This is a genomic window from Cellulosimicrobium marinum, from assembly GCF_020551945.1.
GTDB classification, from domain to species: domain Bacteria; phylum Actinomycetota; class Actinomycetes; order Actinomycetales; family Cellulomonadaceae; genus Cellulosimicrobium; species Cellulosimicrobium marinum.
This window is the reverse complement of sequence record NZ_JAJBZH010000001.1, coordinates 193,246-215,135: the sequence shown is the minus strand read 5'-3', so window position 1 is coordinate 215,135 and position 21,890 is coordinate 193,246. Positions and strand designations below refer to the sequence as shown.

General features: G+C 75.7%; 21 protein-coding genes. 10 read left to right on the top strand and 11 right to left on the bottom strand.

The features are described 5' to 3' along the window. Positions 1-17: 17 nt before the first annotated feature. The 5 genes from LGQ04_RS00925 to LGQ04_RS00905 all read right to left on the bottom strand — a co-directional run bounded on the left by LGQ04_RS00925 (position 18) and on the right by LGQ04_RS00905 (position 4,409). Positions 18-782 carry an SDR family NAD(P)-dependent oxidoreductase gene (locus LGQ04_RS00925; protein ID WP_229241601.1) on the bottom strand — a complete coding sequence of 255 codons (765 nt, stop codon included), beginning with the start codon at positions 780-782 and terminating at the stop codon, positions 18-20. Positions 783-843: 61 nt separating this feature from the next. Next, positions 844-1,239: a universal stress protein gene (locus LGQ04_RS00920; RefSeq protein ID WP_229241600.1), complete on the bottom strand. Its 396-nt coding sequence runs from the start codon at positions 1,237-1,239 to the stop codon at positions 844-846. Next, positions 1,239-2,798 (bottom strand): tripartite tricarboxylate transporter permease, encoded by a 1,560-nt coding sequence (locus tag LGQ04_RS00915; protein WP_229241599.1) that lies wholly within the window; start codon positions 2,796-2,798, stop codon positions 1,239-1,241. The genes LGQ04_RS00920 and LGQ04_RS00915 overlap by 1 nt, the downstream gene beginning before the upstream one ends. After that, the gene (locus tag LGQ04_RS00910; RefSeq protein WP_229241598.1) at positions 2,791-3,348 is read right to left on the bottom strand and encodes a tripartite tricarboxylate transporter TctB family protein; all 558 of its coding nucleotides are present in this window, start codon (positions 3,346-3,348) and stop codon (positions 2,791-2,793) included. Before LGQ04_RS00910 ends, LGQ04_RS00915 begins: the two co-directional genes overlap by 8 nt. Continuing rightward, positions 3,345-4,409, bottom strand: a complete 1,065-nt coding sequence (locus LGQ04_RS00905; protein WP_229241597.1) for a Bug family tripartite tricarboxylate transporter substrate binding protein — start codon at positions 4,407-4,409, stop codon at positions 3,345-3,347. The genes LGQ04_RS00910 and LGQ04_RS00905 overlap by 4 nt, the downstream gene beginning before the upstream one ends. Positions 4,410-4,595: 186 nt before the next feature. Here LGQ04_RS00905 and LGQ04_RS00900 point away from each other — a divergent pair, with 186 nt between their 5' ends. The 5 genes from LGQ04_RS00900 to LGQ04_RS17585 are packed head-to-tail and all read left to right on the top strand — an operon-like array spanning position 4,596 to position 9,182. Beyond that, entirely contained in the window at positions 4,596-6,260 is a 1,665-nt protein-coding gene (locus LGQ04_RS00900) for an ATP-binding protein (RefSeq protein WP_229241596.1), read from the top strand. Continuing rightward, positions 6,257-6,964: a response regulator gene (locus LGQ04_RS00895; RefSeq protein WP_229241595.1), complete on the top strand. Its 708-nt coding sequence runs from the start codon at positions 6,257-6,259 to the stop codon at positions 6,962-6,964. Before LGQ04_RS00900 ends, LGQ04_RS00895 begins: the two co-directional genes overlap by 4 nt. Positions 6,965-6,987: 23 nt before the next feature. Next, the gene (locus LGQ04_RS00890; protein WP_229241594.1) at positions 6,988-7,788 is read left to right on the top strand and encodes an exodeoxyribonuclease III; all 801 of its coding nucleotides are present in this window, start codon (positions 6,988-6,990) and stop codon (positions 7,786-7,788) included. Between the two features lie 51 nt (positions 7,789-7,839). After that, the gene (locus LGQ04_RS00885; protein WP_229241593.1) at positions 7,840-8,418 is read left to right on the top strand and encodes a DUF4190 domain-containing protein; all 579 of its coding nucleotides are present in this window, start codon (positions 7,840-7,842) and stop codon (positions 8,416-8,418) included. A 2-nt stretch (positions 8,419-8,420) separates the two neighbouring features. Then, positions 8,421-9,182 (top strand): septum formation family protein, encoded by a 762-nt coding sequence (locus tag LGQ04_RS17585; RefSeq protein WP_229241592.1) that lies wholly within the window; start codon positions 8,421-8,423, stop codon positions 9,180-9,182. Here the strand turns inward: LGQ04_RS17585 and LGQ04_RS00875 are convergent, their stop codons facing one another. From LGQ04_RS00875 to clpB, 5 genes are all read right to left on the bottom strand, one after another. Continuing rightward, a complete protein-coding gene (locus tag LGQ04_RS00875) occupies positions 9,183-9,851 on the bottom strand; it encodes a TetR/AcrR family transcriptional regulator (RefSeq protein WP_229241591.1) in 669 nt (222 codons plus the stop codon). Positions 9,852-9,908: 57 nt separating this feature from the next. Further along, positions 9,909-10,709, bottom strand: coding sequence for a peptidoglycan-binding domain-containing protein (locus LGQ04_RS00870; protein ID WP_229241590.1), 801 nt, complete (start codon positions 10,707-10,709; stop codon positions 9,909-9,911). A 194-nt stretch (positions 10,710-10,903) separates the two neighbouring features. Beyond that, a complete protein-coding gene (locus LGQ04_RS00865) occupies positions 10,904-11,197 on the bottom strand; it encodes a hypothetical protein (RefSeq protein ID WP_229241589.1) in 294 nt (97 codons plus the stop codon). 264 nt (positions 11,198-11,461) lie between these two features. Beyond that, positions 11,462-12,436, bottom strand: coding sequence for a diacylglycerol/lipid kinase family protein (locus LGQ04_RS00860; protein ID WP_229241588.1), 975 nt, complete (start codon positions 12,434-12,436; stop codon positions 11,462-11,464). 168 nt (positions 12,437-12,604) lie between these two features. After that, on the bottom strand, positions 12,605-15,229 hold the full coding sequence (gene clpB / locus LGQ04_RS00855; RefSeq protein WP_229241587.1) for an ATP-dependent chaperone ClpB: 2,625 nt from the start codon (positions 15,227-15,229) through the stop codon (positions 12,605-12,607). Positions 15,230-15,430: 201 nt separating this feature from the next. Between clpB and LGQ04_RS00850 the strand changes: the two genes are divergently transcribed. After that, positions 15,431-16,723, top strand: coding sequence for an LppM family (lipo)protein (locus tag LGQ04_RS00850; protein WP_229242399.1), 1,293 nt, complete (start codon positions 15,431-15,433; stop codon positions 16,721-16,723). A gap of 78 nt (positions 16,724-16,801) precedes the next feature. Here LGQ04_RS00850 and LGQ04_RS00845 read toward each other — a convergent pair whose 3' ends face one another. Continuing rightward, positions 16,802-17,881, bottom strand: a complete 1,080-nt coding sequence (locus LGQ04_RS00845) for an enoyl-CoA hydratase/isomerase family protein (RefSeq protein WP_308016318.1) — start codon at positions 17,879-17,881, stop codon at positions 16,802-16,804. A gap of 22 nt (positions 17,882-17,903) precedes the next feature. Here LGQ04_RS00845 and LGQ04_RS00840 point away from each other — a divergent pair, with 22 nt between their 5' ends. The 4 genes from LGQ04_RS00840 to LGQ04_RS00825 all read left to right on the top strand — a co-directional run bounded on the left by LGQ04_RS00840 (position 17,904) and on the right by LGQ04_RS00825 (position 21,881). Next, positions 17,904-18,917 carry an alpha/beta hydrolase gene (locus tag LGQ04_RS00840; RefSeq protein WP_229241585.1) on the top strand — a complete coding sequence of 338 codons (1,014 nt, stop codon included), beginning with the start codon at positions 17,904-17,906 and terminating at the stop codon, positions 18,915-18,917. A gap of 33 nt (positions 18,918-18,950) precedes the next feature. Continuing rightward, the gene (locus LGQ04_RS00835) at positions 18,951-20,573 is read left to right on the top strand and encodes an AlkA N-terminal domain-containing protein (RefSeq protein WP_229241584.1); all 1,623 of its coding nucleotides are present in this window, start codon (positions 18,951-18,953) and stop codon (positions 20,571-20,573) included. Further along, positions 20,570-21,166, top strand: a complete 597-nt coding sequence (locus LGQ04_RS00830) for a methylated-DNA--[protein]-cysteine S-methyltransferase (protein ID WP_229241583.1) — start codon at positions 20,570-20,572, stop codon at positions 21,164-21,166. Before LGQ04_RS00835 ends, LGQ04_RS00830 begins: the two co-directional genes overlap by 4 nt. A gap of 61 nt (positions 21,167-21,227) precedes the next feature. Beyond that, positions 21,228-21,881, top strand: a complete 654-nt coding sequence (locus tag LGQ04_RS00825; protein WP_229241582.1) for a CatA-like O-acetyltransferase — start codon at positions 21,228-21,230, stop codon at positions 21,879-21,881. The last annotated feature ends 9 nt before the right edge of the window (positions 21,882-21,890 follow it).

The window sequence follows — 21,890 nt, the reverse complement described above, 5'->3', positions numbered from 1 at the left end:
CCGCCCCGCGCGACCGCCTACCGGTACCTGCCGATCGCCCGCACGGCCGAGCGCGGCATGACGCGCAGCGCGGCCGACGCGAGGCGGTACCGCGTCGACGGCGTCGAGATGACGACGCCGCGGCGCACGTCCGCGAGCGCCGTCGCCACGACCCGGTCGGCGTCGAGCCACGCGACCTCGGGGGTCGACGACATGTCGATCCCTGCGCGGTCGTGGAACTCGGTGTGCGTGAACCCGGGGCACAGCACCGTCGCGCTCACGCCCGTGCCGGCGAGCTCGACGGCGAGCCCCTCGGTGAAGGTGCGCACCCACGCCTTCGCGGCGGCGTACGTGCCGCCCGCGGTGAGCGCCGCGACCGACGCGACGTTGAGGATCGCCCCGCGCCCGCGGGCCGTCATCTGCCCGGCGGCGGCGTGGGAGAGCACGAGCACGGCCCGGACCATGACGTCGAGCGCGCGCACCTCCGCGTCGACGTCCCCGCCGACGAACCGCTGGTGCGTCGCGAAGCCCGCGTTGTTGACGAGCAGACCCACGGGGCGCTCGTCCCCGCCCCCGGCGGAGGCGAGCCGTGCGGCGACGCGCGCGACGTCGTCGGGCACGGACAGGTCCGCGGGCAGCACCTCGACCCGGACCCCCGCGGCAGCACGGATCTGCCGCGCGACGTCGTCGAGACGGTCCTCGTCGCGGGCCACGAGGACGAGGTCGTGCCGGGCGGTGGCGAGCTGCCACGCGAACTCCAGGCCCAGTCCGGCGCTCGCGCCGGTGATGAGTGCTGTCGCCATGGCCACAGCCTACGGGCGCCGGTCGAGGGTGCGCCGACGCCCGCGGGCCGTGTCCCGAGGCTCAGGCCGGAGCCTTCACCGCGAGGACCGGGCAGCGCGCACCGAGCAGGATCTGCTGCGCGGTGGACGCGAGCACGAGCTTGCCGACCGGCGTGCGGGGCCGTACCCCGACGACGACGAGGTCGGCGTCCACCTCGTCCGCCACGCCGAGCACGACCTCGGACGGCAGGGCGGACGAGCGCAGGTGGCGCACCTCGTGGTCCACCCCGGCCGCCTCCAGGGCCGTGCCGACCTCGACGAGGTCGTCGTGGTCGGCCCAGCGCGGGTCGACGAGCCGGTCGCCGCGCGTGGTGTTCACGACGACGACGCGGGTGCCGAGCAGCGCGGCGGCCCGCCCGGCGGCGCGGGTCGCGGCCGACCCGAGCTCGCCGGGCGCGTAGGCGAGGACGACGGTCATCAGCGCACCTCCTGGTCCTGGGACTCGACACGCACGTCCTCGGCGAGGGCGGCGAGCTCGGCGTCGGTGCGGCGCTCGCGGCGGCGCACCCACAGCCCGGCGACGACGACCACGGCGAGCAGCGCGTACGCGGTCGCCGCGAACGGGCTGGTCACGAGGGTGGAGAGGTCGCCCTGGCTGATCGCGAGGGAGCGGCGCAGGCGGTCCTCCGCCATGGGGCCGAGGATCATGCCGACCACCATGGGCGCGACGGGGTAGCCGTAGCGCCGCATGACGAACCCGGTGAGCCCGACGAAGAGCAGGATGAGCACGTCGACGGGCGAGAAGTTCAGCGCGTACGAGCCGAGGGCGCCGAACAGCAGGATCCCGGCGTACAGGTAGTGGCGCGGGATCTGCAGCACCTTGACCCACATGCCGACGAGCGGCAGGTTGAGCACGATCAGCATGAGGTTGCCGACGTACAGGCTCGCGACGAGCGCCCACACGAGCGCGGACTGGTTCTCGAAGAGCAGCGGCCCGGGCTGGATGCCGTACGACTGGAAGGCGACGATGATGATCGCCGCGGTGGCCGTCGTCGGGAGCCCGAGCGTGAGCAGCGGGACGAGGACGCCCGACGCGGCGGCGTTGTTCGCGGCCTCCGGGCCGGCGACGCCCTCGATGGCGCCCTTGCCGAACTCGTCGCGGCGGGTGCGGGCCGCCTTGCGCTCCGTCGCGTACGACAGGAAGGTCGCGACGTCGGCGCCGCCCGCGGGGATGGTGCCGACGGGGAACCCGATCGCGGTGCCGCGCAGCCACGGCTTCCACGACCGTCGCCAGTCCTCGCGGCTCATCCACGACCGCCAGCCCTTCGCGACGGGGATGACGTGGACCGGTCCGTGCCGCAGCCGCGACCCGACGTACAGGGCCTCCCCGACGGCGAACAGGCCGACCGCGACGACGACGACGTCGATGCCGTCGGCGAGCGCCGGGACGTCGAAGGTGAAGCGCTGCTGCCCGGTGAGGGTGTCGGTGCCCATGAGGCCGAGGAACAGGCCGAGGGACAGGGACGCGAGGCCGCGCGGGACGGAGGCGCCGAGCAGGGCGCCCACGGTGACGAACGCGACGACCATGAGGGCGAAGTAGTCGGGCTCGCCGAGCTGCACGGCCCACCGTGCGAGGTACGGGGCGACGAAGGTCAGGGCGACGGTCGCGAGCGACCCGGCGACGAACGACCCGATGGCGGCGGTGGCGAGGGCGGCGGCGCCGCGGCCCGCCCGGGCCATGCGGTTGCCCTCCAGGGCCGTGACGATCGACGACGACTCGCCCGGCGTGTTGAGCAGGATCGACGTGGTCGACCCGCCGTACATGCCGCCGTAGTAGATGCCCGCGAACACGATGATCGCGGCGGTCGCGTCGAGGGAGTACGTGAGGGGCAGGAGCAGCGCGATGGTCATGGCGGGGCCGATGCCGGGCAGCACCCCGACGGCGGTCCCGACGAACACCCCGAAGAGGGCGTACAGCAGGTACTGGGGCTGGGCGACGGTCGCGAAGCCGTCGAGCAGCGCGGACATCTCACCCACGGAGCCAGCCCACCCCCTCCAGCAGCGGGCCGGGCGGCAGGGACAGGCCGAGCAGACCGCCGAACACGACCTGGACGACGAGCCCGAGCAGGAGCCCGAGGAGCGCGGCGCGCCACCACGGGCGCGCGCCGAGCGCGACGGCCGCGCCCGCGAACAGCAGCGCCGCGGCGAACGGCCAGCCGAGCAGGTTGATCGTCCAGACGTGGACCAGCAGCACGGCCCCGAGGAGGCCGACGGTCAGCCAGTCGGTCGGCGCGTCCGGGTCGACGTCCTCCCCCTCCTCCGGGCTCCCGCCGTGCCCGCGCCACACGGCGACGAGCAGCACGAGACCCGTGACGAGCAGCATCGCGCCGACGAGGTACGGGAACGCGCGCGGGCCGAGCGTGTTCGCCGAGCCCGGGACGACGATCGTGCCCGCGTCCAGGAGGACGAAGAGGCCGAGCCCGGCCGTCGCCCCGGCGAGCACCAGCGCGCCGGGCCGACGCCGGGGACCCGGTGCCGCCACGGGGCGGGTGGCGGCACCGGGGGGACCTGCGGAGGGGCCCGTCACGACGTGACCAGCCCGATGTCGGTCAGCGTGGCCTGGACGTCGGCGATGTTCTGCGTGAGGTAGTCCTCGAAGTCCGCCCCGCCGAGGTACGCGTCGTCCCAGCCCTTCTCGTCGAGCGTCGTCTGCCAGTCGTCGGACTCGACGAGGTCGGCCACGACGGCCTCCAGCGCGGCCCGGTCGGCGTCCGGCACGTCGCCCGGGGCGACGACGCCGCGCCAGTTCGTCAGCTCGACGTCGTACCCGGCCTCGGTGACCGTCGGGACGTCGGGCAGCGCCTCGACGCGCTCGGCGCCGGACACCGCGAGCGCCCGCAGGTTCCCGGCCTTGACCTGCTCCGCGTACTCCCCGACCCCGGAGATCCCCGCGCTCACCTTGTTCCCGAGGAGCGCGGCGAGCGACTCCCCGCCGCCCGAGTAGGCGACGTAGTTGAGCTGCGCCGCGACGTCCTGCGACTCGACGCCCGCGGCCTGGAGCAGCATGCCGGCGAGGATGTGGTCCGCCCCGCCCGCGGAGCCGCCGGTCACGGAGACGTCCTTGCCGTGCGCGACGACGTCGTCCACGAGGTCCTGCAGCGTCTCGTACGGCGACGACTCGGGGACGACGACGACGAGCGCCTCCTCGGTGAGGCGCGCGATCGGCGTCGTGTCCTCGATGCGGGCCTGGGACTGGTTCGTCTCGACGGCGCCGACCATGACGAGGCCCATGACCATGAGGGTGTGCGGGTCGGTGGTGTTGGCGAGCGACGCGAGGCCGACCGTCCCGCCGGCGCCGCCGACGTTCGTCACCGTCACGGTGTCCACGAGGCCGGTGCCCTGCAGGTCCTGCTGCAGGGCACGACCGGTCTGGTCCCAGCCGCCGCCCGGGTCGGCAGGCACGACGACCGCGAGCTCGGTCACCTCGGCCGGGCCGTCCGCGGCGTCGCCGGAGCCGGCGGGCGCCTCCGGGTCGAGGGCCGAGCACGCGCCGAGCGCGAGCACGAGGCCCGCGGCGACGGTCCCGGCGGCGAGGGGGTGCCACGGGCGGGCGGGGTGCCCGGGGCGCGGGCGCACGACGGATCGCATGTCTCCTCCTTGAGCGGGACCCGCACCGGCGCGGGCCCGACGACCTTGGTCCGGGGAGCGTAGGGACGCCGCGGCGCCGGGCGGGGCTTGGGGTCGTAGCGGACGTTGCGGACGCTGCGGAGGTTGTGGTCGTTGCGGTCACGGGGCGTGCGGGGGGACGCCCGCGGCTGGGGCACACTTGTCCCCGTGGGTCGGGCAGTGTCGCTCCGGGTGCAGCTCCTCGTGCTGCAGGTCGCCATCGTGCTGCTCGTCGTCGCGGCCACGGGCGCCGTCGCGTCGACCCTCCAGCAGCGTCAGCTCCGCGACGCCTACCTCGACCGCATGACGGCGGTCGCGCTCTCCGTCGCCCGCCTGCCCGCCATCATCGACGCGTTCGACGACCCCGACCCTGCCGCCACGATCCAGCCCATCGCCGAGGTGATCCGCGAGGCGTCCGACGTCACGTACGTCGTCGTGACCGACGACGCGGGCGTGCGCTACTCCCACCCGGAGCCCGCCCGCATCGGCGAGCAGGTGTCGACCGACCCGTCGGTGCCGCTGTCCGGCGAGGTGTGGACCGGGACGCAGACGGGCACGCTCGGCGAGTCGTGGCGCGTCAAGGTACCCGTGTTCGGCCCGGACGGCGACGTCGTCGGCACCGCGAGCGTCGGCATCCTCGAGTCGGACCTCGCGGAGGACCTCGCCGACGACCTCGGCTGGCTCCTCGCGGCGCTGTCCGTCGCGGCGGCCCTCGGCGTCGTGTGCGCCGCCGTCGTCACCCGGGTCGTGCGGCGCCGCATCTTCCGCCTGGAGCCCGAGGAGATCGCGTCCCTGCTGGAGACGCGCGACGCGATGCTCCACGGCATCTCGGAGGGCGTCGTCGCGCTCGACCGCGAGGGCGGCGTCGTGCTCGTCAACGACGAGGCCCAGCGCCTCCTCGGCCTCGTCCCCGCCGACGCCGTGGGCCGTCCCGCGCGCGACGTGCTCGACCCGCAGCTCCTCGCCCTGGTGCCCGACCTGACGGCGGCCGACCCCTCGGCGGCCGGCCCCTCGGCGGACGGCGGGCCGGGGACGGTCGCTCCCGACGACGGGGGCGTGCTCGTCCTCGCCGGAGAACGCGTGCTCCTCGCCCGCGCGGACCGGGCCCGGGTCGACGGCCGCGCCGTCGGCACCGTCCTCGTGCTGCGCGACCACACCGAGCTGCACGCCCTGCTGCGCGACCTCGACGGCGCGCGCGGCCTCACCGACGCCCTGCGCGCCCAGTCGCACGAGTTCGCGAACAAGCTGCACGTCGTCTCCGGGCTGCTCGAGCTCGGGCAGCCCGACGAGGCCGTCGCGTTCATCGAGCGCGCCGGGCACGGCGGCCTCCTCACGGCGTCGGGCGTCGCGCCGGGCGTCCACTCCCCCGAGGTGGGCGCGCTCCTGCTCGTCAAGGCCACGACGACGCGCGAGCGCGGCACCCGGCTCGACGTCGCGCCCGCCACGCACCTCGCCGCGCCGTCCGGACCCGACGGGGCGGCGCTGCACGGCGACGTCCTCACCGTGCTCGGCAACCTCCTCGACAACGCCGTCGACGCGACCGGGCCGGGCGGGTGCGTGCGCGTGCTCGTCACCGACCGGGACCGGCCCGACGGGTCCGTGCACGTCGTCGTCGAGGACGACGGGCCCGGGATCCCCGCCCGGCACCGGTCCTCCGTGCTCAGCGCGGGCTGGACGACGAAGGCCGACCCGCAGGGCCGCGGCATCGGCCTCGCCCTCGTCCACCGGGTCGTCGAGCGGCGCGGCGGCGACGTGACGGTCACGACGTCCGACCTCGGCGGCGCACGCCTCGCCGTGCGCCTTCCCGCCGCCGTCCCCGCGGTGACGGCGTGACGGCGACCGGCGGGCACGGCCGCCCGCCCCTGCGCACCCTCGTCGTCGAGGACGACCCGACGATCGCGCGCCTGCACCGCGGGTTCGTCGAGTCCCACCCGCGGTTCGTCGTCGTCGGCGAGGCCCGGACCGCCGCCGAGGCGCTGCGCGCCTTCGCCGCGCTCGACCCCGACGTCGTGCTGCTCGACATCTACCTCCCCGACGCGACGGGCCTGCACGTGCTGCGCCAGATCCGCCGACGCGCCGCGCCGCCCGTGGACGTCATCGCCACGACCGCGGCGCGCGAGCTGGAGAGCGTGCGCCAGGCCATGGCCGGCGGGGTGCAGCACTACCTCGTCAAGCCGTTCACCGCCGCGACGCTGCGCGGCCGCCTCGACGAGGTCGTGCGCCTGCGCGACGAGCTGCGGGGCCTCGGCGACGACCTCGACCAGGACGCCGTCGACCGCCTGGTGCGCCGCGGCCCGACGACGCCGACGCTCCCCAAGGGCCTGTCCGAGCGGTCCCTGCGCCTCGTCGCCACGGCGCTCGCCGCGGCGTGCACCGATGGCGGCGACGTGTCCGCGGGCGAGGTCGCCGAGCGCACCGGCATGTCGCGCGTGAGCGCCCGCCGCTACCTGGAGCACCTCGTGGCGACGGGGCACGCCGACGTCACACCCCGCTACGGCACCGCCGGACGACCCGAGAACGGGTACCACCCGCTCTGAACGGACCACGTACGGTGGGCCCCGTGCGTCTGGCGACCTGGAACATCAACTCCGTCCGTGCCCGCGTCGACCGTGCCGTCGCGTTCCTCGAACGCTCCGGCACGGACGTCCTCGCCCTCCAGGAGACCAAGTGCACCGACGCGCAGCTCCCCGTCGCGCCGTTCGAGGCCGCGGGCTACGAGGTGGCGCACGTCGGCGTGAACCAGTGGAACGGCGTCGCGATCGTCTCGCGCGTCGGCCTGGACGACGTCGAGACCTCCTTCCCCGGCCAGCCCGCCTTCGGCGACCCGGCCCGGGTGGAGGCCCGCGCGCTCGGCGCGACGTGCGGCGGCGTGCGCGTGTGGAGCCTGTACGTGCCGCACGGGCGCGAGATCGACGACCCGCACTACGCGTACAAGCTGCGGTGGCTCGACACGCTCCGCGAGCAGGCGCACGGCTGGCTCCTCGACGACCCGCGGGCCCAGGTCGCGCTCGTCGGCGACTGGAACGTCGCCCCGCTCGACACCGACGTGTGGGACGTCGCGAAGTTCGCCGGGAAGACGCACGTGACCCCGGCCGAGCGGGACGCGTTCGCGGCGTTCGCCGCCGCCGGGTACACCGAGGTGACGCGCGAGGCGATCCCCGCCGAGCGCGCCTACACCTACTGGGACTACCAGCGTCTGCGCTTCCCACGGAACGAGGGCATGCGCATCGACTTCGCCTACCTGTCGCCCGCCGCGCGCGCACGCGTCACGAACGTCGTCATCGACCGCGACGAGCGCAAGGGCACCGGCGCCTCCGACCACGTGCCCGTCGTCGTCGACCTCGACGCCGCGACCGGCTGACGTGCACGGGTCGCGGCCCGGGGAGCGCCCGCACGTCGATACGGTGTGTGCATGACGTCGCCCCCCGACCCGCCGTACGGCACCCCCGGCCCCGAGGACCCGTACGCTCCCCGCCGCCCGCAGCAGCCGCCGCTGTCGCCGTACGGCCTGCCCGCGGAGGACGACGCGGGGGCGACGGACGCGGACGGGTTCGCCCCGCCGTCGGGCGCGACGTACCCGGCGAGCCCGTACGGGCCGCCCGCGGGCTACGCCACCGGCCCGTCCCCGCAGCCCCCGTACCCGCAGCAGGCGTACCCGCAGCCCGGATACCCGCAGCAGGGATACCCGCAGCCCGGGTACCCCCCGGCGAGCTACCCCGGGTCGGGGTACCCCCCGCCCGCGTACGCCGCCTACTCCCCCGTCCGCACCAACGGACTGGCCGTCGCGTCCATGGTGGTGTCCGTCGCGAGCCTGCTCCTGTGCCTGGGACTGACCGGTGTGATCGGTCTCGTGCTGGGCATCGTCGCGCTCAACCAGGTCCTGCGGGACGGCACGCGCGGCAAGGCGTTCGCCGTGACGGGGATCGTGGTCGGCGCGGTCGGGACCGTGATCCTCGGGCTCCTGCTCATCGGCCTGGCATCGGGGAGCTGACGGTGGGCGACGACCTGTTCGCGGCCCCCGGCAGCACGCCCGCCGCGCCGGTGCCCGCACCTCCGCACAGCCCCGCGCCTCCGCACAGCCCGGCGCCCCCGCACGGCGCTGCGCCCCCGCAGAGCGCCGGAGGGTTCGCGCCCGGGACGTACCACGCACCGGGCTGGACACCGCCCCCGCCGCGCACCGATCCGCTCGCCGTCGCGAGCGTCCCCGCCGGGCTCCTGCTGGGCCCCGTCGGCGTGGGCCTCGGTGGCGCCGCCCTCTCACGCGTGCGCGCGCAGGGCACGCGCGGCCGGGTGCTCGCCCTCACCGGCATGGCGTTGGGCGCCGCCGTGACCCTCGGCTGGGTCGTCGGCGGGGTCTCGTGGTGGCAGCAGGACCGCGCCGCCACGCCCCTCGCGGGCGACGTCGCAGCACCGGTCACCGTGCACGCGCGCCAGCTCGTCCTCGGCAGCTGCGTCGACGAGCTCGGGCCCGACGGCGCGGTGTCGCGCGTCCGCGTCGTCCCGTGCGCCGACGAGCACCGGGCGCAGGTCGTCGCCCGGACCGACTTCGGCGACGCCGAGATCTGGCCCGGGCAGGACGCCGTCGACCGGCGCGTCGGGCGCGTGTGCGGGCCCGAGGTCCTCGGCGCGCACGCCCCCGACGGGGTGGAGCGCGTCGTGTGGGCGCCCACCGAGGCGTCCTGGGCGGACGGCGACCGCACCGGCCTGTGCCTCGCCACGAGCGCCGACCCCCTGCCCGGCGACCTGCTCGACTGATCAGGCAGTCGGCGCGGGCGGGTCGTGGACGACGAGCCGGAGGAAGTCGCGCAGCACGGCGGCCATGTCGACAGGCTGCGCGGGCTCGGACCCCAGGGAGAGGAGCCACTGCACCTGGAGGCCGTCCATGACCGCGACGAGCTGGCGGGCGGCGACCTGCGGGTCCACGCCGTCCCGCAGCGCCCCTGCGGCTCCCAGCCGGGCGAGCTCCTTCGCCGCGCGCGCGACCGTCGACTCGTAGCGGCGCACGAAGTACGCGTGCGCCGGGTGGTCCGGTGACGTCGCCTCCGCCGCGAGCGCCGTGAACGCCTCGACGATGGGGCGCCGCGTCGCGTTGCGCTCGACGAGGTGGACGAGGGCCTCGACGTACGACGCGCCCTCGGCGCGGTCCTGCTCGAGATCGGCGCGGTCGACCTCGTCGCGACGTTCCAGGACGGCCTCCAGGAGGGCGACCTTCGTCGGGAAGTGGTGGAGGAGGCCCGGGTGGGACATCCCGACCCGGCCCGCGAGCTCACGCAGCGACGCGGCGTGGTAGCCCACCTCGCCGAACAGCCCGACCGCGGCCTGGACGATCTGCTCCCGCTTCGCACGCCCCTTCGCGTACCCGCGCGGTGCGACCGCCCGCCCCCTGCCGTGCGGGGCAGCCTGCCCCTGCGAATACCCGCTCATCGTGCTCGTCGTCGTCCCGTCCTCGTGTCCTGCCGACGAGCCAACCTATCGGACGGATCAGCCGTCGGCGTTCTCCGTCTGGTCCGGGGTCGGGGCGGCATCGCTCTCCGCGACCGAGGAGGACGCGTCCCCGGTCGGCTCGGACGTCGACGGCGGGGGCACCGGGTCGGGGGCGGCTGTCGTCTCGTCGCCGCCCTCGGCGTCGGTCGGGTCACCCGCGAGCGCCGCCCGCGTCGCGTCGTCGAGGGCGTCCCCCTCGGGGGCGACGAGGCCGTGGGCCTCGCGGAACGCGCTCAGGGCGGCGCGCGTCGCGTCGTCCATCGACCCCGTGACGGCCACGTCGGCGCCGTGGGCGCGCAGGCGCTCCTGGAGCCACGTGACCTGGAGGACCCCCGGCGCGGTCGTCGGCTCGTCCGGCGTGGGCGTCGGTGTCGGTCGCGGCGTGGGCGACGCCTCGTCCGTCGGGGTGCTCGACGGCGGCTGCTCCGGCTCCGCGACGACGGGCGGCTCGGACGCACCCGGGGCGGGGGCGTCGTCGGCCGATGAGTCCTCGACGTCGTCCTGCCGGTCGACGGGGAGGTCGACGGCGGCGGGCGGCGGGATGCGGGTCACGACGGGACGCGGCTCGTCGGGACGCGGGAGGACCGTGGGGTCCCCGCCCGCCTGCCACTCCGCGGCGTGGTCGCCGGTGACGACGGCCGGGAGCGGTCCGCCCGTGGCAGCCCCGACCATGCCCGCGGCCGTGACGACGAGGGTCACCGCACCCGCGCCGGCGACGACCGCGCCCCAGGGCAGCGCCGAGGGGCGCGCGGGCGCGTGCCGGGCGGTGTCACCGGGTGGTCCTGGACGGCGCAGCACGTCGCCTCCTTCCAGGGCTGTCGGGGCCGGGAGGGCACGACGTGCGGCCCACCGGCGGTCGGTCGGGCACACCACACTGCCCCATGGCCGGTGAGCTTGTCACGCCCACCCCCATGACCTGGGCGAACCCGGGCGAGGGGCGTGCCGGGCGGGGCGCCGTCGGGCCGGAGCCGTCGCACGCGACCGGCCCCTCGTCACATGACCCGGTAGAGCGCTCCCTGGGCGAACGAGACGACGAGCCCGAGGATCGCCGACGCACCCAGAGCGACTCCTGCGGCCGCGAGCGCGGTCCCGCCGGCACGCCGCACGAGCACGACCGCACCGGTGACGACCGCGACGAGCCCGAGCAGCGCGGAGAGCACGCCGTTCACCGTCTGGATGGTGCCGAGGACCGCGTAGTCGTACCGGGCAGAGGACAGCACGAGCGGGATCGCGAGAGTCGTCGCGACGCCGACGAGCACGGTCGCCACGCCAGCCACGAACGCCACGACGGCGAGGGGCGAGCGGCCGCCACCCGCGGTCCCGGTCGGGGCTGGGCCGTACGGTCCCTCCGTTCCGTACGGCGTCCGTGTTCCGTAGGGCGGCTGTGCTGCATGCGGCGGGTGCGTTCCGTCGGGCTGTCGCTCGGCGCTCGCGCCGGGTCGAGGCCAGGACTCGGGTTCGCTCATGCGCCCATCCTGCCGAACGTCGTCGTCCCGGCGCGGCCCGCGTCCACGGGTGCGCCGCCCGCGGACCGCGCTCGGGGACCCGGCTCAGCGGGTCCCCGGCGCCCCCTCGGCGATGTCCGCCGACTCCTCCGGCTGGTAGACGCACACGTGCAGGGCTGCGGGGCGCACGGTCACGTCGAGGCGGCGGCCGGGCTCGACGACGTCGCCGTCGAGCTGGCGGGGCTGCGGCCGGTCGCACACGACGCTCACCTGCCTCCCGCGCACCACCTCGCGGCTCGGGACACGGCTGCGCCCGCGCACGACGCCCCACAGCAGCTGGACCCAGTGCTGCAGGTTGCGGGGCGCGATGATGGCGACCTCGAGCTGCCCGTTGTCCGGCTCGGCGTCGGGCAGGAGGTTCGTGCCCGCCTGGAGCCGGCCCACGTTCCCCACGACGACGGTCCGGGCGCGACGCCGCCGCGTCGTCCCGTCGACCGTCACCTCGACGTGCATCTCGTCGTCGGCGAGGTGCTTGAGGGCGGAGAACACGTAGGCGACCGAACCGGCCCGTGCCTTGAGCGCCGTCGGCGCGTCCTCCATCATCGCGGCGTCCAGGCCCATCCCGGCCATGACGGCGAACACCTGGCCGTCGACCTCTCCCACGTCGATCGTGCGGCGGCCACCCTCCAGGGCGATCCGCACCCCGTCGACGGAGCGGGTGGGGATGCCGAGGTTCGTCGCGAGCAGGTTGCCCGTGCCGCCCGGAAGGATCGCGAGGGCGGCGTCCGTCCCCGCCAGCCCCTCGATGCACGCGCGCACCGTCCCGTCGCCTCCCGCGACGAAGACGACCTCCGCGCCCTGCGCCACGGCCTCGCGGGCCTGCCCGGTCCCCGGGTCCTCGGCCGTCGTCTCGAACCATGCCGGGGCGGGCCATCCCGCCGCGGCGAGCTCGTCCTCGATGGTGCGACGCAGCGTGTCGGCACCCTCGACCCGGTTCGGGTTGACGACGACGGCGGAGCGCAGCGGTGCGTCGTCGGCTCGCGTCGCGGCGGTGGTCTCGGTGGTCTCGTCGGTCGGCACCACCCGAGTATGTCCCGCACGCCCCCGCCCCGCCCGGGAAGGCCCAGGTCACCGGTCCTTGACGTACCGGAACAGGTGCTTCTCGCGCGTCGCCACAGCGCGCCGAACCCCGGGTTGCTGGTCACGACGAGCGTGTCGTGACGAGTAACCCGGGGTTCGGCGGGTCCGTCAGGCGGTGAGGACCTCCGTCGCGAGGGTGAGGCCCTCGGCGTCGGGGTCGCGGTCCACGCGCACGAGGTCGCCGTCCGCGACGTCGCCCGCCAGGAGCATCCGAGCGAGCCGGTCGCCGATCTCGCGCTGGACGAGCCGGCGCAGCGGTCGCGCGCCGTACGCGGGGTCGAAGCCCTCCAGGGCGAGCCACTCGCGCGCCGCGGGCGCGACGTCGAGCGTGATCCGCCGGTCCGCGAGTCGACGCCCGAGGGCGGCGACCTGCAGGTCGACGATGCGGCCGAGCTCGTCGAGGCTCAGCGGGTCGAAGACGACGACGTCGTCGAGCCGGTTGAGGAACTCCGGCTTGAACGCGGCGCGCACGGCCGTCATGACGCTCTCGCGCTTCGCCGAGGCGTCGAGCAGCGGGTCTACGAGGAACTGCGAGCCGAGGTTCGACGTGAGCACGAGGATGACGTTGCGGAAGTCGACCGTGCGTCCCTGGCCGTCGGTGAGACGACCGTCGTCGAGCACCTGGAGCAGGATGTCGAACACCTCGGGGTGCGCCTTCTCCACCTCGTCGAGCAGGACCACCGAGTACGGCCGACGTCGCACGGCCTCCGTGAGCTGGCCGCCCTCCTCGTACCCGACGTACCCGGGGGGCGCCCCGACGAGGCGCGCCACCGAGTGCTTCTCGGAGTACTCCGACATGTCGATGCGCACCATGGCGCGCTCGTCGTCGAACAGGAAGTCGGCGAGCGACTTCGCGAGCTCGGTCTTGCCGACGCCCGTCGGGCCGAGGAACAGGAACGAGCCCGTCGGCCGGTCCGGGTCGGCGACGCCCGCGCGCGAGCGACGAACGGCGTCGGACACGGCGGACACGGCCGCCTGCTGCCCGATGAGGCGCTCCCCCACGACCTCCTCCATGTGCAGGAGCTTCTCCGTCTCGCCCTGCAGCATGCGCCCGGCCGGGATGCCGGTCCACGCCGAGACGACCTCCGCGATCTCGTCCGCGCCGACCTTGTCGGCGATCATCGGCGCCTGGGCGACGTCGGCCGCGGCAGCACCCTCGATGGCCGCCTCCTCCGCCTCCGCCGCGTCGAGCTCGCGCTGCACCTGCGGGATCTCGCCGTACTGGAGCCGGCCCGCGGTCTCCAGGTCGCCCTCGCGCACGGCACGCTCGACGGCGGTGCGCAGCTCGTCGAGACGCACCCGGAGGTCGCCCACGCGGTTGTGCCCGGCCTTCTCGGCCTCCCACCGCGCGGTGAGCGCGGCGAGCTCCTCGCGCCGGTCGGCGAGGTCCGCCCGCAGGCGCTCCAGGCGGTCGACCGACGCGGCGTCGGTCGAGTCCGAGAGCACGACCTCCTCCATCTCGAGGCGCGTGACGGCGCGCTGCAGCTCGTCGATCTCCACCGGGGAGGAGTCGAGCTCCATCCGCAGGCGCGACGCCGCCTCGTCGACGAGGTCGATGGCCTTGTCGGGGAGCTGGCGGCCGGTGATGTACCGGTCCGACAGGGACGCGGCGGCGACGAGCGCGGAGTCGGCGATCGTCACCTTGTGGTGCGCCTCGTACCGCTCCTTGAGCCCGCGCAGGATCGCGACGGTGTCCTCGACCGACGGCTCGCCGACGTACACCTGCTGGAACCGGCGCTCCAGCGCGGGGTCCTTCTCGATGTGCTCGCGGTACTCGTCGAGCGTCGTCGCGCCGACGAGCCGCAGCTCGCCGCGCGCCAGCATCGGCTTGAGCATGTTGCCCGCGTCCATCGACGAGTCGCCGCCCGAGGCACCCGCACCGACGACGGTGTGGAGCTCGTCGATGAAGGTGACCACCTCGCCGTCGGACGACCGGATCTCCTCCAGGACGGCCTTGAGCCGCTCCTCGAACTCGCCGCGGTACTTCGCGCCCGCGACCATGCTCGCGAGGTCGAGCGAGACGAGCCGCTTGCCCTGCAGCGACGTGGGGACGTCGCCCGCGACGATGCGCTGCGCGAGCCCCTCGACGACGGCCGTCTTGCCGACGCCGGGCTCGCCGATGAGCACGGGGTTGTTCTTCGTGCGGCGGCTCAGCACCTGTACGACGCGCCGGATCTCGGCGTCGCGCCCGATCACGGGGTCGAGCCGCCCGTCCGCGGCGGCGGCGGTGAGGTCGGTGCCGTACTGCTCCAGCGCCTTGTAGGTGCCCTCCGGATGGGGGCTCGTGACGCGCCCGCTCCCGCGCACCGCGGGCAGGGCGGCCCGCAGCGCCTCGGCGGTCGCGCCCGCCTGCTGGAGCGCGGCCGCGGCCTGCGACGCGCCGGCGGCGAGGCCGATGAGCAGGTGCTCGGTGGACACGTACTCGTCGCCGAGGCCCTGTGCCTCCTTGGCCGCGTTCTCCAGCACGACGGACGTCGCGCGCGACGGCGTGGGCTGCGCGACGGCGGACCCGCTCGCGGTGGGGAGGGCGACGAGCGCGGCGCGCACCTTCTGGCCGATCGCGCGGGTGTCCGCCCCGACGGCGTCGAGGAGCCCGACGGCGACCCCGCCGTCCTGCGCGAGCAGCGCGGCGAGGAGGTGGGCCGGTTCGAGCTGCGGGTTCCCGGCGGCCGACGCGGTCTGGATCGCCTCGCCGATCGCCTGCTGCGACATGGTGGTGAACTTCGTGTCCATCGGTGCTCCGGTGGTGATCAGGGACAGGGTCTGACCAGGGAACGGTCCTGAAGTTGAGTGTATTCCGCTCAACTTCGTTCGTCAGCCCGTGCCGCCCCGGTCCCGGCGGGTCCCGCGACGACCGGATGAAGTCGCGGCGCATTCCGTCTCACATCGGCACCGGCCCTGGCCCCGCGCGACGATCCGCGACATGCTGGGCAGGTGAACTCCTCCGGCTTGCGCAGACGTCTCGGCATCGGTGCCCTCTTCGCCACCCTCGCACTGTTCCTCGCGGGGTGCATGAAGATGGACATGAACCTCACGCTCAACGAGGACGACACCGCCGACGGCACGATCATCATGGCGTTCTCCGACGAGTTCGCCGAGTCCCTGGGCCAGGACCCGCAGGCGCTGTGGGACCAGATGGGCTCCGAGATGGAGTCCGACCTGCCGCCGGGTGCCACCCAGGAGCCGTACGCCGAGGACGGCTACACCGGCACCAAGATGACGTACACGGGCCAGCCCATCTCCGAGATGTCGACGGGTAGCGCGGACGAGCTGTCGATCACGCGCGAGGGCGACGAGTTCGTCGTCTCGGGGACCATGGACATGTCGGACGAGGAGTTGGGCCTGGACGGCTCCGACCCGAGCACCGACGAGATGACCCGCCAGATGATGGACGGCTTCGAGGTCATCATCTCCATCACCTTCCCCGGCGAGGTCGGCGAGACGAACGGCGAGGTCGACGGGAACACCGTGACCTGGCGCCCCGTGATGGGCGAGGTCAACGAGATCTCGGCCCGCGGGTCCGCCGTCGCCGGCGGCGCGTCCGCCGGGTCGGGCTCCGAGGGCGGGACGACCGACGAGGGCACCACCGGCTCGGACGGTTCCACGTCGGGCTCCACCGCCGGGTCCGACTCGGACTCCGGCAGCGGCTTCCCCTGGTGGCTGCTGGGGCTGATCGGCGGGATCGTGCTGCTCGCGATCATCGGCCTCGTGCTGTGGCTCGTGCTGCGCAAGAAGCCCGACGGCGCGGACACCGCCACCGCCCAGGGTGGTTACCCGGGCCAGTACCCGCCGCCCCCCGGCACCTACCCCGGCCAGTACACGCCCGCCCAGGGCTACCCCGGTCGGCCCGGCCCGCAGCAGCCCGGCCAGTACCCGCCCGCCCAGGGCGGCTACCCGGGACAGTCGTACCCCGGTCAGCCCGGTCCGCAGCAGCCCGGCCAGTACCCGCCCGCCCAGGGCGGCTACCCGGGACAGCCCTACCCCGGTCAGCCCGGCGGCCCGTACGCGCCGCCGCAGGGCGCACCCGCGCACCCGCAGCAGAGCCCGACCACGCCGTACGCGCAGGGCCCTGTCCCCACCCAGCCGCTGCCCCCGGCACCGGGCCCCGTCCCGCCCGCACCGACGCAGCCGCTCCCGCCGCAGCAGGGCGCACCAGGCCCCGAGAACCCCGGGTCCGACGGCGACGACGAGATCGACGACGCGACGCGGCTGCGCCCGCCGTCCTGACCGCTCCCACGACGGCCCGCCCCGGACGTACCGGGGCGGGCCGTCGTGCGTCCGCACCCCACCGGAGCCGGGCCCGCGTCACGACCAGAGCGGCTCCGGCGGGACGTAGGCGAGCGCCTCGTCGCCGAGGGACGGGTCGACGACGGCGAGGGACGCGGGCGACCAGCGCGGGTCGCGGTCCTTGTCGACCACCTGAGCGCGGATGCCCTCGACGAGGTCGGGCCGGGTGTCGACGAACCACGAGACGACGCCGTACTCGTGCGCGAGGGCGGACCGCAGGTCGCGCAGCCCGCGGGCGTGGCGCACCGACGCGAGCGCGACGGTGACCGCGGTGGGCGACAGCGCCTCGAGCTCGTCGGCCTCGGCGGAGGCCGCGGCGTCGCCCGCGGCTCCCGCCGCACGGAGCCGTCCGACGATCTCGGGCACCGTGGCCGCGGCGTAGCACGTGTCGACGCGCGACCGTCGTGCCGCGAGCGCCGAGGGCGGCGGCGTGGTGGCGTGCCGCAGGGCGACGGCGTGCACGGCCTGGGCGTCGAGGGGGTCGACGCCGGCGGTCGCGAGGGCGACGAGGTCCTCGCGCAGCAGGTCGAGCCGTTCGCTCGGCACGTAGTGGTCGGCGAGGCCGGCGTGGACGGCGTCGGCGCCGTCCATCGTCACGGCGCCGAGCGCGAGGTGCTCACCGAGGCGCCCGGGTGCGCGGGCGAGGAGCCAGGACCCGCCGACGTCGGGCGTGAAGCCGATGCGCGTCTCCGGCATGGCGACGCGGGACCGCTCGGTCACGACGCGGACCGTCGCGTGCCCGCCGAGGCCGATGCCGCCGCCCATCGTGATGCCGTCCATGAGCGCGACGACGGGGACGGGGCTCTCGGCGACCGCCGCGTCGACGGCGTACTCGCGCCGGAAGTAGCGGCGTGCGTCCTCGGGTCGTCCGGCGGCGACGGACGCGTGCAGCTCCCGGATGTCGCCGCCGGCGCAGAACCCGCGGTCGCCCGCGCCGTCGAGCAGGAGCACGCGCACCGTCGGGTCGTCGCGCCAGGCGTCGAGGACGGCGGCGATCTCGCCGAGCATGGCGAAGGAGAGGGCGTTGAGCGCGCGGGGCCGGTCGAGGGTGAGGTGCCCGACACCGGTGTCGGACCGCGCGATGATCTGGCTCGTCACCCGAGCCACGGTACCGTCGGGCATGGCTCTCGTGACGGAGGACTGGCGTCCTGACGTGCTCGGCGACGACTGGCAGGCCCGCGACCTCGCCCTGCCCGACGGCGCGGTGGCGACCCTCGTACGACGAGCGAGGGACGCCGTCGGGCACCCGGGCGGCGGAACCGCGGACGACCCGGCCGGTCCGCGGCCCGCCGTGCTGTACGTGCACGGCTTCATCGACTACTTCTTCCAGACCCACGTCGCCGACGCGTTCGCCGCGCGCGGGTACCCGTTCTACGCGGTCGACCTGCGCGGGTACGGGCGCTCCGTCGGGCGGGGGTCGGGGGCGCCGTCCCGCCCGGACGACGACCCGAACTTCGTCACCGACCTCGCCGTGTACGCCCAGGACCTCGACGCCGCGGCGCGCGCCGTCCGGGCCGAGGGCCACGAGCGCCTGGTGGTGCTGGGGCACTCGACGGGCGGGCTGGTCGCGAGCCTGTGGGCCGACGCGCGGCCGGGGCTGCTCGACGCGCTCGTGCTCAACAGCCCGTGGTTCGACCTCAACAAGCCGTGGGTGTTCCGCGGGCCGGTGACGTGGGTGCTCGACGCGGTGGGGAGGGTCGCGCCGCGGCTGGTCGTCGGGCACCTCGACGAGCACTGGGCGCGCGCGCTGCACGCGAGCACGGGCGGCGAGTGGGAGTTCGACCTCGCGTGGAAGCCGCTGGAGGGGTTCCCCGTGCGGGCGGGGTTCCTGCGCACGGTGCGTCGCGCGCACGCGCGCGTCGCCCGGGGGCTGCACGTCGACTGTCCCGTGCTCGTGCTCGCGTCCGCGCGCAGCGGCCCCGCGGCGGGGTGGCACCCGGAGCTGCTCACCACCGACTCCGTGCTCGACGTCGGGCACATCACGTCGCGCGCCCGCGGCCTCGGTGACGACGTCGCGGTCGTGACGGTCGAGGGCGGCGCGCACGACCTCGCGCTCTCGCCGGAGCCTGCTCGGTCGACGTACCTGACCGAGGTCCTCGACTGGCTCGGCACCGCCGTGTCCGATTCCCGCTAGCCACCACACCCTCGCGCGGGTCAGGATCGACCCATGACCACGCCCCCGACGCGACCCGGCGCAACGACGTCGACCGACGACCCGGTCTTCGCCGAGCGCTACCGCGCCATCGCGTCGCGCGACGCGCGCTTCGACGGCCAGTTCATCACCGCCGTGCGCACCACCGGCATCTACTGCCGCCCGTCGTGCCCCGCCCGCACGCCGCGCCCCGAGAACGTCACGTTCTACCGCACCTCCGCCGCCGCCCACGAGGCCGGCTACCGGGCGTGCAAGCGGTGCCTGCCGGAGGCCGTGCCCGGCTCGCCGACGTGGGACGTCGCGCAGGACCTCGCCGCGCGCGCCATGCGGCTCGTCGGGGACGGCGTCGTGGACCGCGAGGGCGTCGAGGGCCTCGCCGCCCGCCTCGGCTACTCGTCGCGGCACGTGCACCGCGTGCTCGTCGCCGAGCTCGGCGCGGGACCCGTCGCGCTCGCCCGCGCCCTGCGCGCCCAGACCGCCCGCGCGCTCGTCACCGGGACGGACCTGCCGCTCGCCGACGTCGCGTTCGCGGCCGGGTTCGGCAGCATCCGGCAGTTCAACGACACCGTGACCGAGGTGTTCGACACCACCCCGAGCGAGCTGCGCGCCCGCGTGCGCCGCGGCACCCCCGCGGCCCGCGCCCACGCGGTGCCCGCCCCGAGCGGCGGGACCGCCGACGTCGGCACGACCGACCAGGACGCGCCCGCCGGGCTGTCGCTCGTCCTGCCGCTGCGCGAGCCCTACGACGCGCGGGGCGTGTTCGGCTTCCTCGCCGCCCGCGCGGTCGACGGCGTCGAGGTCGCCGGCCCGCTCGACGGCACCGTCCTCACCTACGCGCGCGCACTCGCCCTCCCCCGCGGCCCCGGGGCCTTCCGCGCGTCGTACGACACCCGGGCCGACGCCGCCCGGTTCCGCCTCGACCTCGAGCTGTCGACCGTCGCGGACCTTCCCGCCGCGATCGCGCGCGTGCGCCGCCTGTTCGACCTCGACGCGGACCCCCTCGCCGTCGACACCGCGCTCGGCACCGACCCGGCGCTCGCGGGGCCCGTCGCGGCGACGCCCGGCGTCCGCGTGCCGGGCGCGGTGGACCCGGCGGAGATCCTGGTGCGCGCGCTCGTCGGGCAGCAGATCTCGGTCGCGGCGGCACGGACCCACCTGTCCCGCCTCGCCGCGGGCCTCGGCACACCCGTCGCCTCACGGCTCGGCCCCACGCTCCTGTTCCCCGCCGCGGACGCGATCGCGGCCGACGGCGCGGGGCTGCTCCGCGGACCGGCCCGCCGCACAGCCGCCGTCGTCGGCGCCGCCCGCGCGCTGGCCGACGGGACGCTCACGCTCTCCCCGGCCGCCGAGCCCGCCGCCGCACGCGCCGCGCTCGAGGCGCTGCCCGGCGTCGGGCCGTGGACCTCCGGGTACGTCGCGATGCGCGTCCTGCACGACCCCGACGTCCTGCTCGACGGCGACCTCGCACTGCGCGCCGGGGCGCGCGCGATCGGGCTCCCCGACGACCGGCGGGACCTCGTCGCCCGCGCCCGGGCCTGGGCGCCGTGGCGCTCCTACGCCGCGATGCACCTGTGGCGCGCGGCCGCACCCACCCACCCCGACACCTCGACGCTCACCACCCCTCAGGAGACCCCGTGACCACCACAGCAGCAGCCACCGCACGCACCGCCGCGCCGGCCACGGCGCCCGTCACCGCGCACGCCACCGCCCTCACGACGACGGTCCGCACCGCCGACGGCCCCTTCACCCTCGTCGTCGCGCCCGACGGCGCAGTCCTCGCCTCGGGCTGGACCACCGACCCGGACACGCTCGTCGCGCTCGTCCACCCCACGCTGCGCCCCGCAGCGCTCGACCCGGTGCCCGACGACCACGCCGCCGTCGCCCGCGCCGTCGGCGCCGTCCGCTCCTACTACGCGGGCGACGTCCACGCGATCGACGACGTCCCCGTGCGCCAGACGTCCGGGCCCTACCGGGCGCACGCCTGGGACGTGCTGCGCACGGTCGAGCCCGGCGCACCCGTCACCTACACGGGCTACGCCGAGCTCTCGGGACGACCGGCCGCGGTGCGCGCCGCCGCGGGCGCGTGCGCCATGAACGCCGCGGCCCTGTTCGTGCCGTGCCACCGCGTCCTGCGCACCGACGGCACCCTCGGCGGGTACCGGTACGGGCTCGACGTCAAGCGCAGCCTGCTCGACCGCGAGCGCCGCACCGACGACGTCCCCGCCCTGTGACGGGACCACGGGGCACGAAATCCCCTACCGCGGGCGCCGCCCGGACCGCGAGGATCGACGGGTGAACCAGCTCCGGCCCGTCGACACCGCCTCCTGGCCACGCCGGGAGCACTTCGAGCACTACCGCCACCGCGTGCCGTGCACCTACGCCGCGACCGTCGACCTCGACGTGACCGCGCTCGTGGCGGCGCTGCGGGCCGCGTCCCGGAAGACGTACGTCGCACAGGTGTGGGCGCTCGCGACCGTCGTCGACCGGCACGCGGCGTTCCGCACGGACGTGACGCCCGACGGCGCGCCCGGCGTCTGGGACGTGCTCCACCCGGCGTTCACCGTCCTCAACCCGGAGCGGGAGACGTTCGCGAGCGTGTGGGCGCCGTATGACCGCGACTTCGCGTCGTTCCACGCGCACGCGGCGGCGCTGCTCGCCGAGCACCGGGGCGCGACCGCGTTCGTCCCGCAGGACGACGTCCCGCCGAACACGTTCGACGTGTCGAGCCTGCCGTGGACGCGGTTCACCAGCTTCACGCTGCAGCTCGCGCACGGGTGGGAGCACCTGCGGCCGATCTTCACCCTCGGGCGGCAGGAGCCCCGCGGGGACCGCACCCTGCTGCCGCTCGCGATCCAGGTGCACCACGCCGCCGTGGACGGGTTCCACCTGGGCCGCTTCGTCGAGGACCTGGAGGCGCTCGTCGCCGACCCCTCCTGGGTCGTGTGACCCGGGCGG

Bases quoted from the DNA above. Each gene is read 5' to 3' on its own strand.
- LGQ04_RS00925 (WP_229241601.1), bottom strand. From the start codon at position 782: ATGGCGACAGCACTCATCACCGGCGCGAGCGCCGGACTGGGCCTGGAG.
- LGQ04_RS00920 (WP_229241600.1), bottom strand. From the start codon at position 1,239: ATGACCGTCGTCCTCGCCTACGCGCCCGGCGAGCTCGGGTCGGCCGCG.
- LGQ04_RS00905 (WP_229241597.1), bottom strand. From the start codon at position 4,409: ATGCGATCCGTCGTGCGCCCGCGCCCCGGGCACCCCGCCCGCCCGTGG.
- LGQ04_RS00885 (WP_229241593.1), top strand. From the start codon at position 7,840: ATGACGTCGCCCCCCGACCCGCCGTACGGCACCCCCGGCCCCGAGGAC.
- LGQ04_RS00875 (WP_229241591.1), bottom strand. From the start codon at position 9,851: ATGAGCGGGTATTCGCAGGGGCAGGCTGCCCCGCACGGCAGGGGGCGG.
- clpB (WP_229241587.1), bottom strand. From the start codon at position 15,229: ATGGACACGAAGTTCACCACCATGTCGCAGCAGGCGATCGGCGAGGCG.
- LGQ04_RS00840 (WP_229241585.1), top strand. From the start codon at position 17,904: ATGGCTCTCGTGACGGAGGACTGGCGTCCTGACGTGCTCGGCGACGAC.
- LGQ04_RS00835 (WP_229241584.1), top strand. From the start codon at position 18,951: ATGACCACGCCCCCGACGCGACCCGGCGCAACGACGTCGACCGACGAC.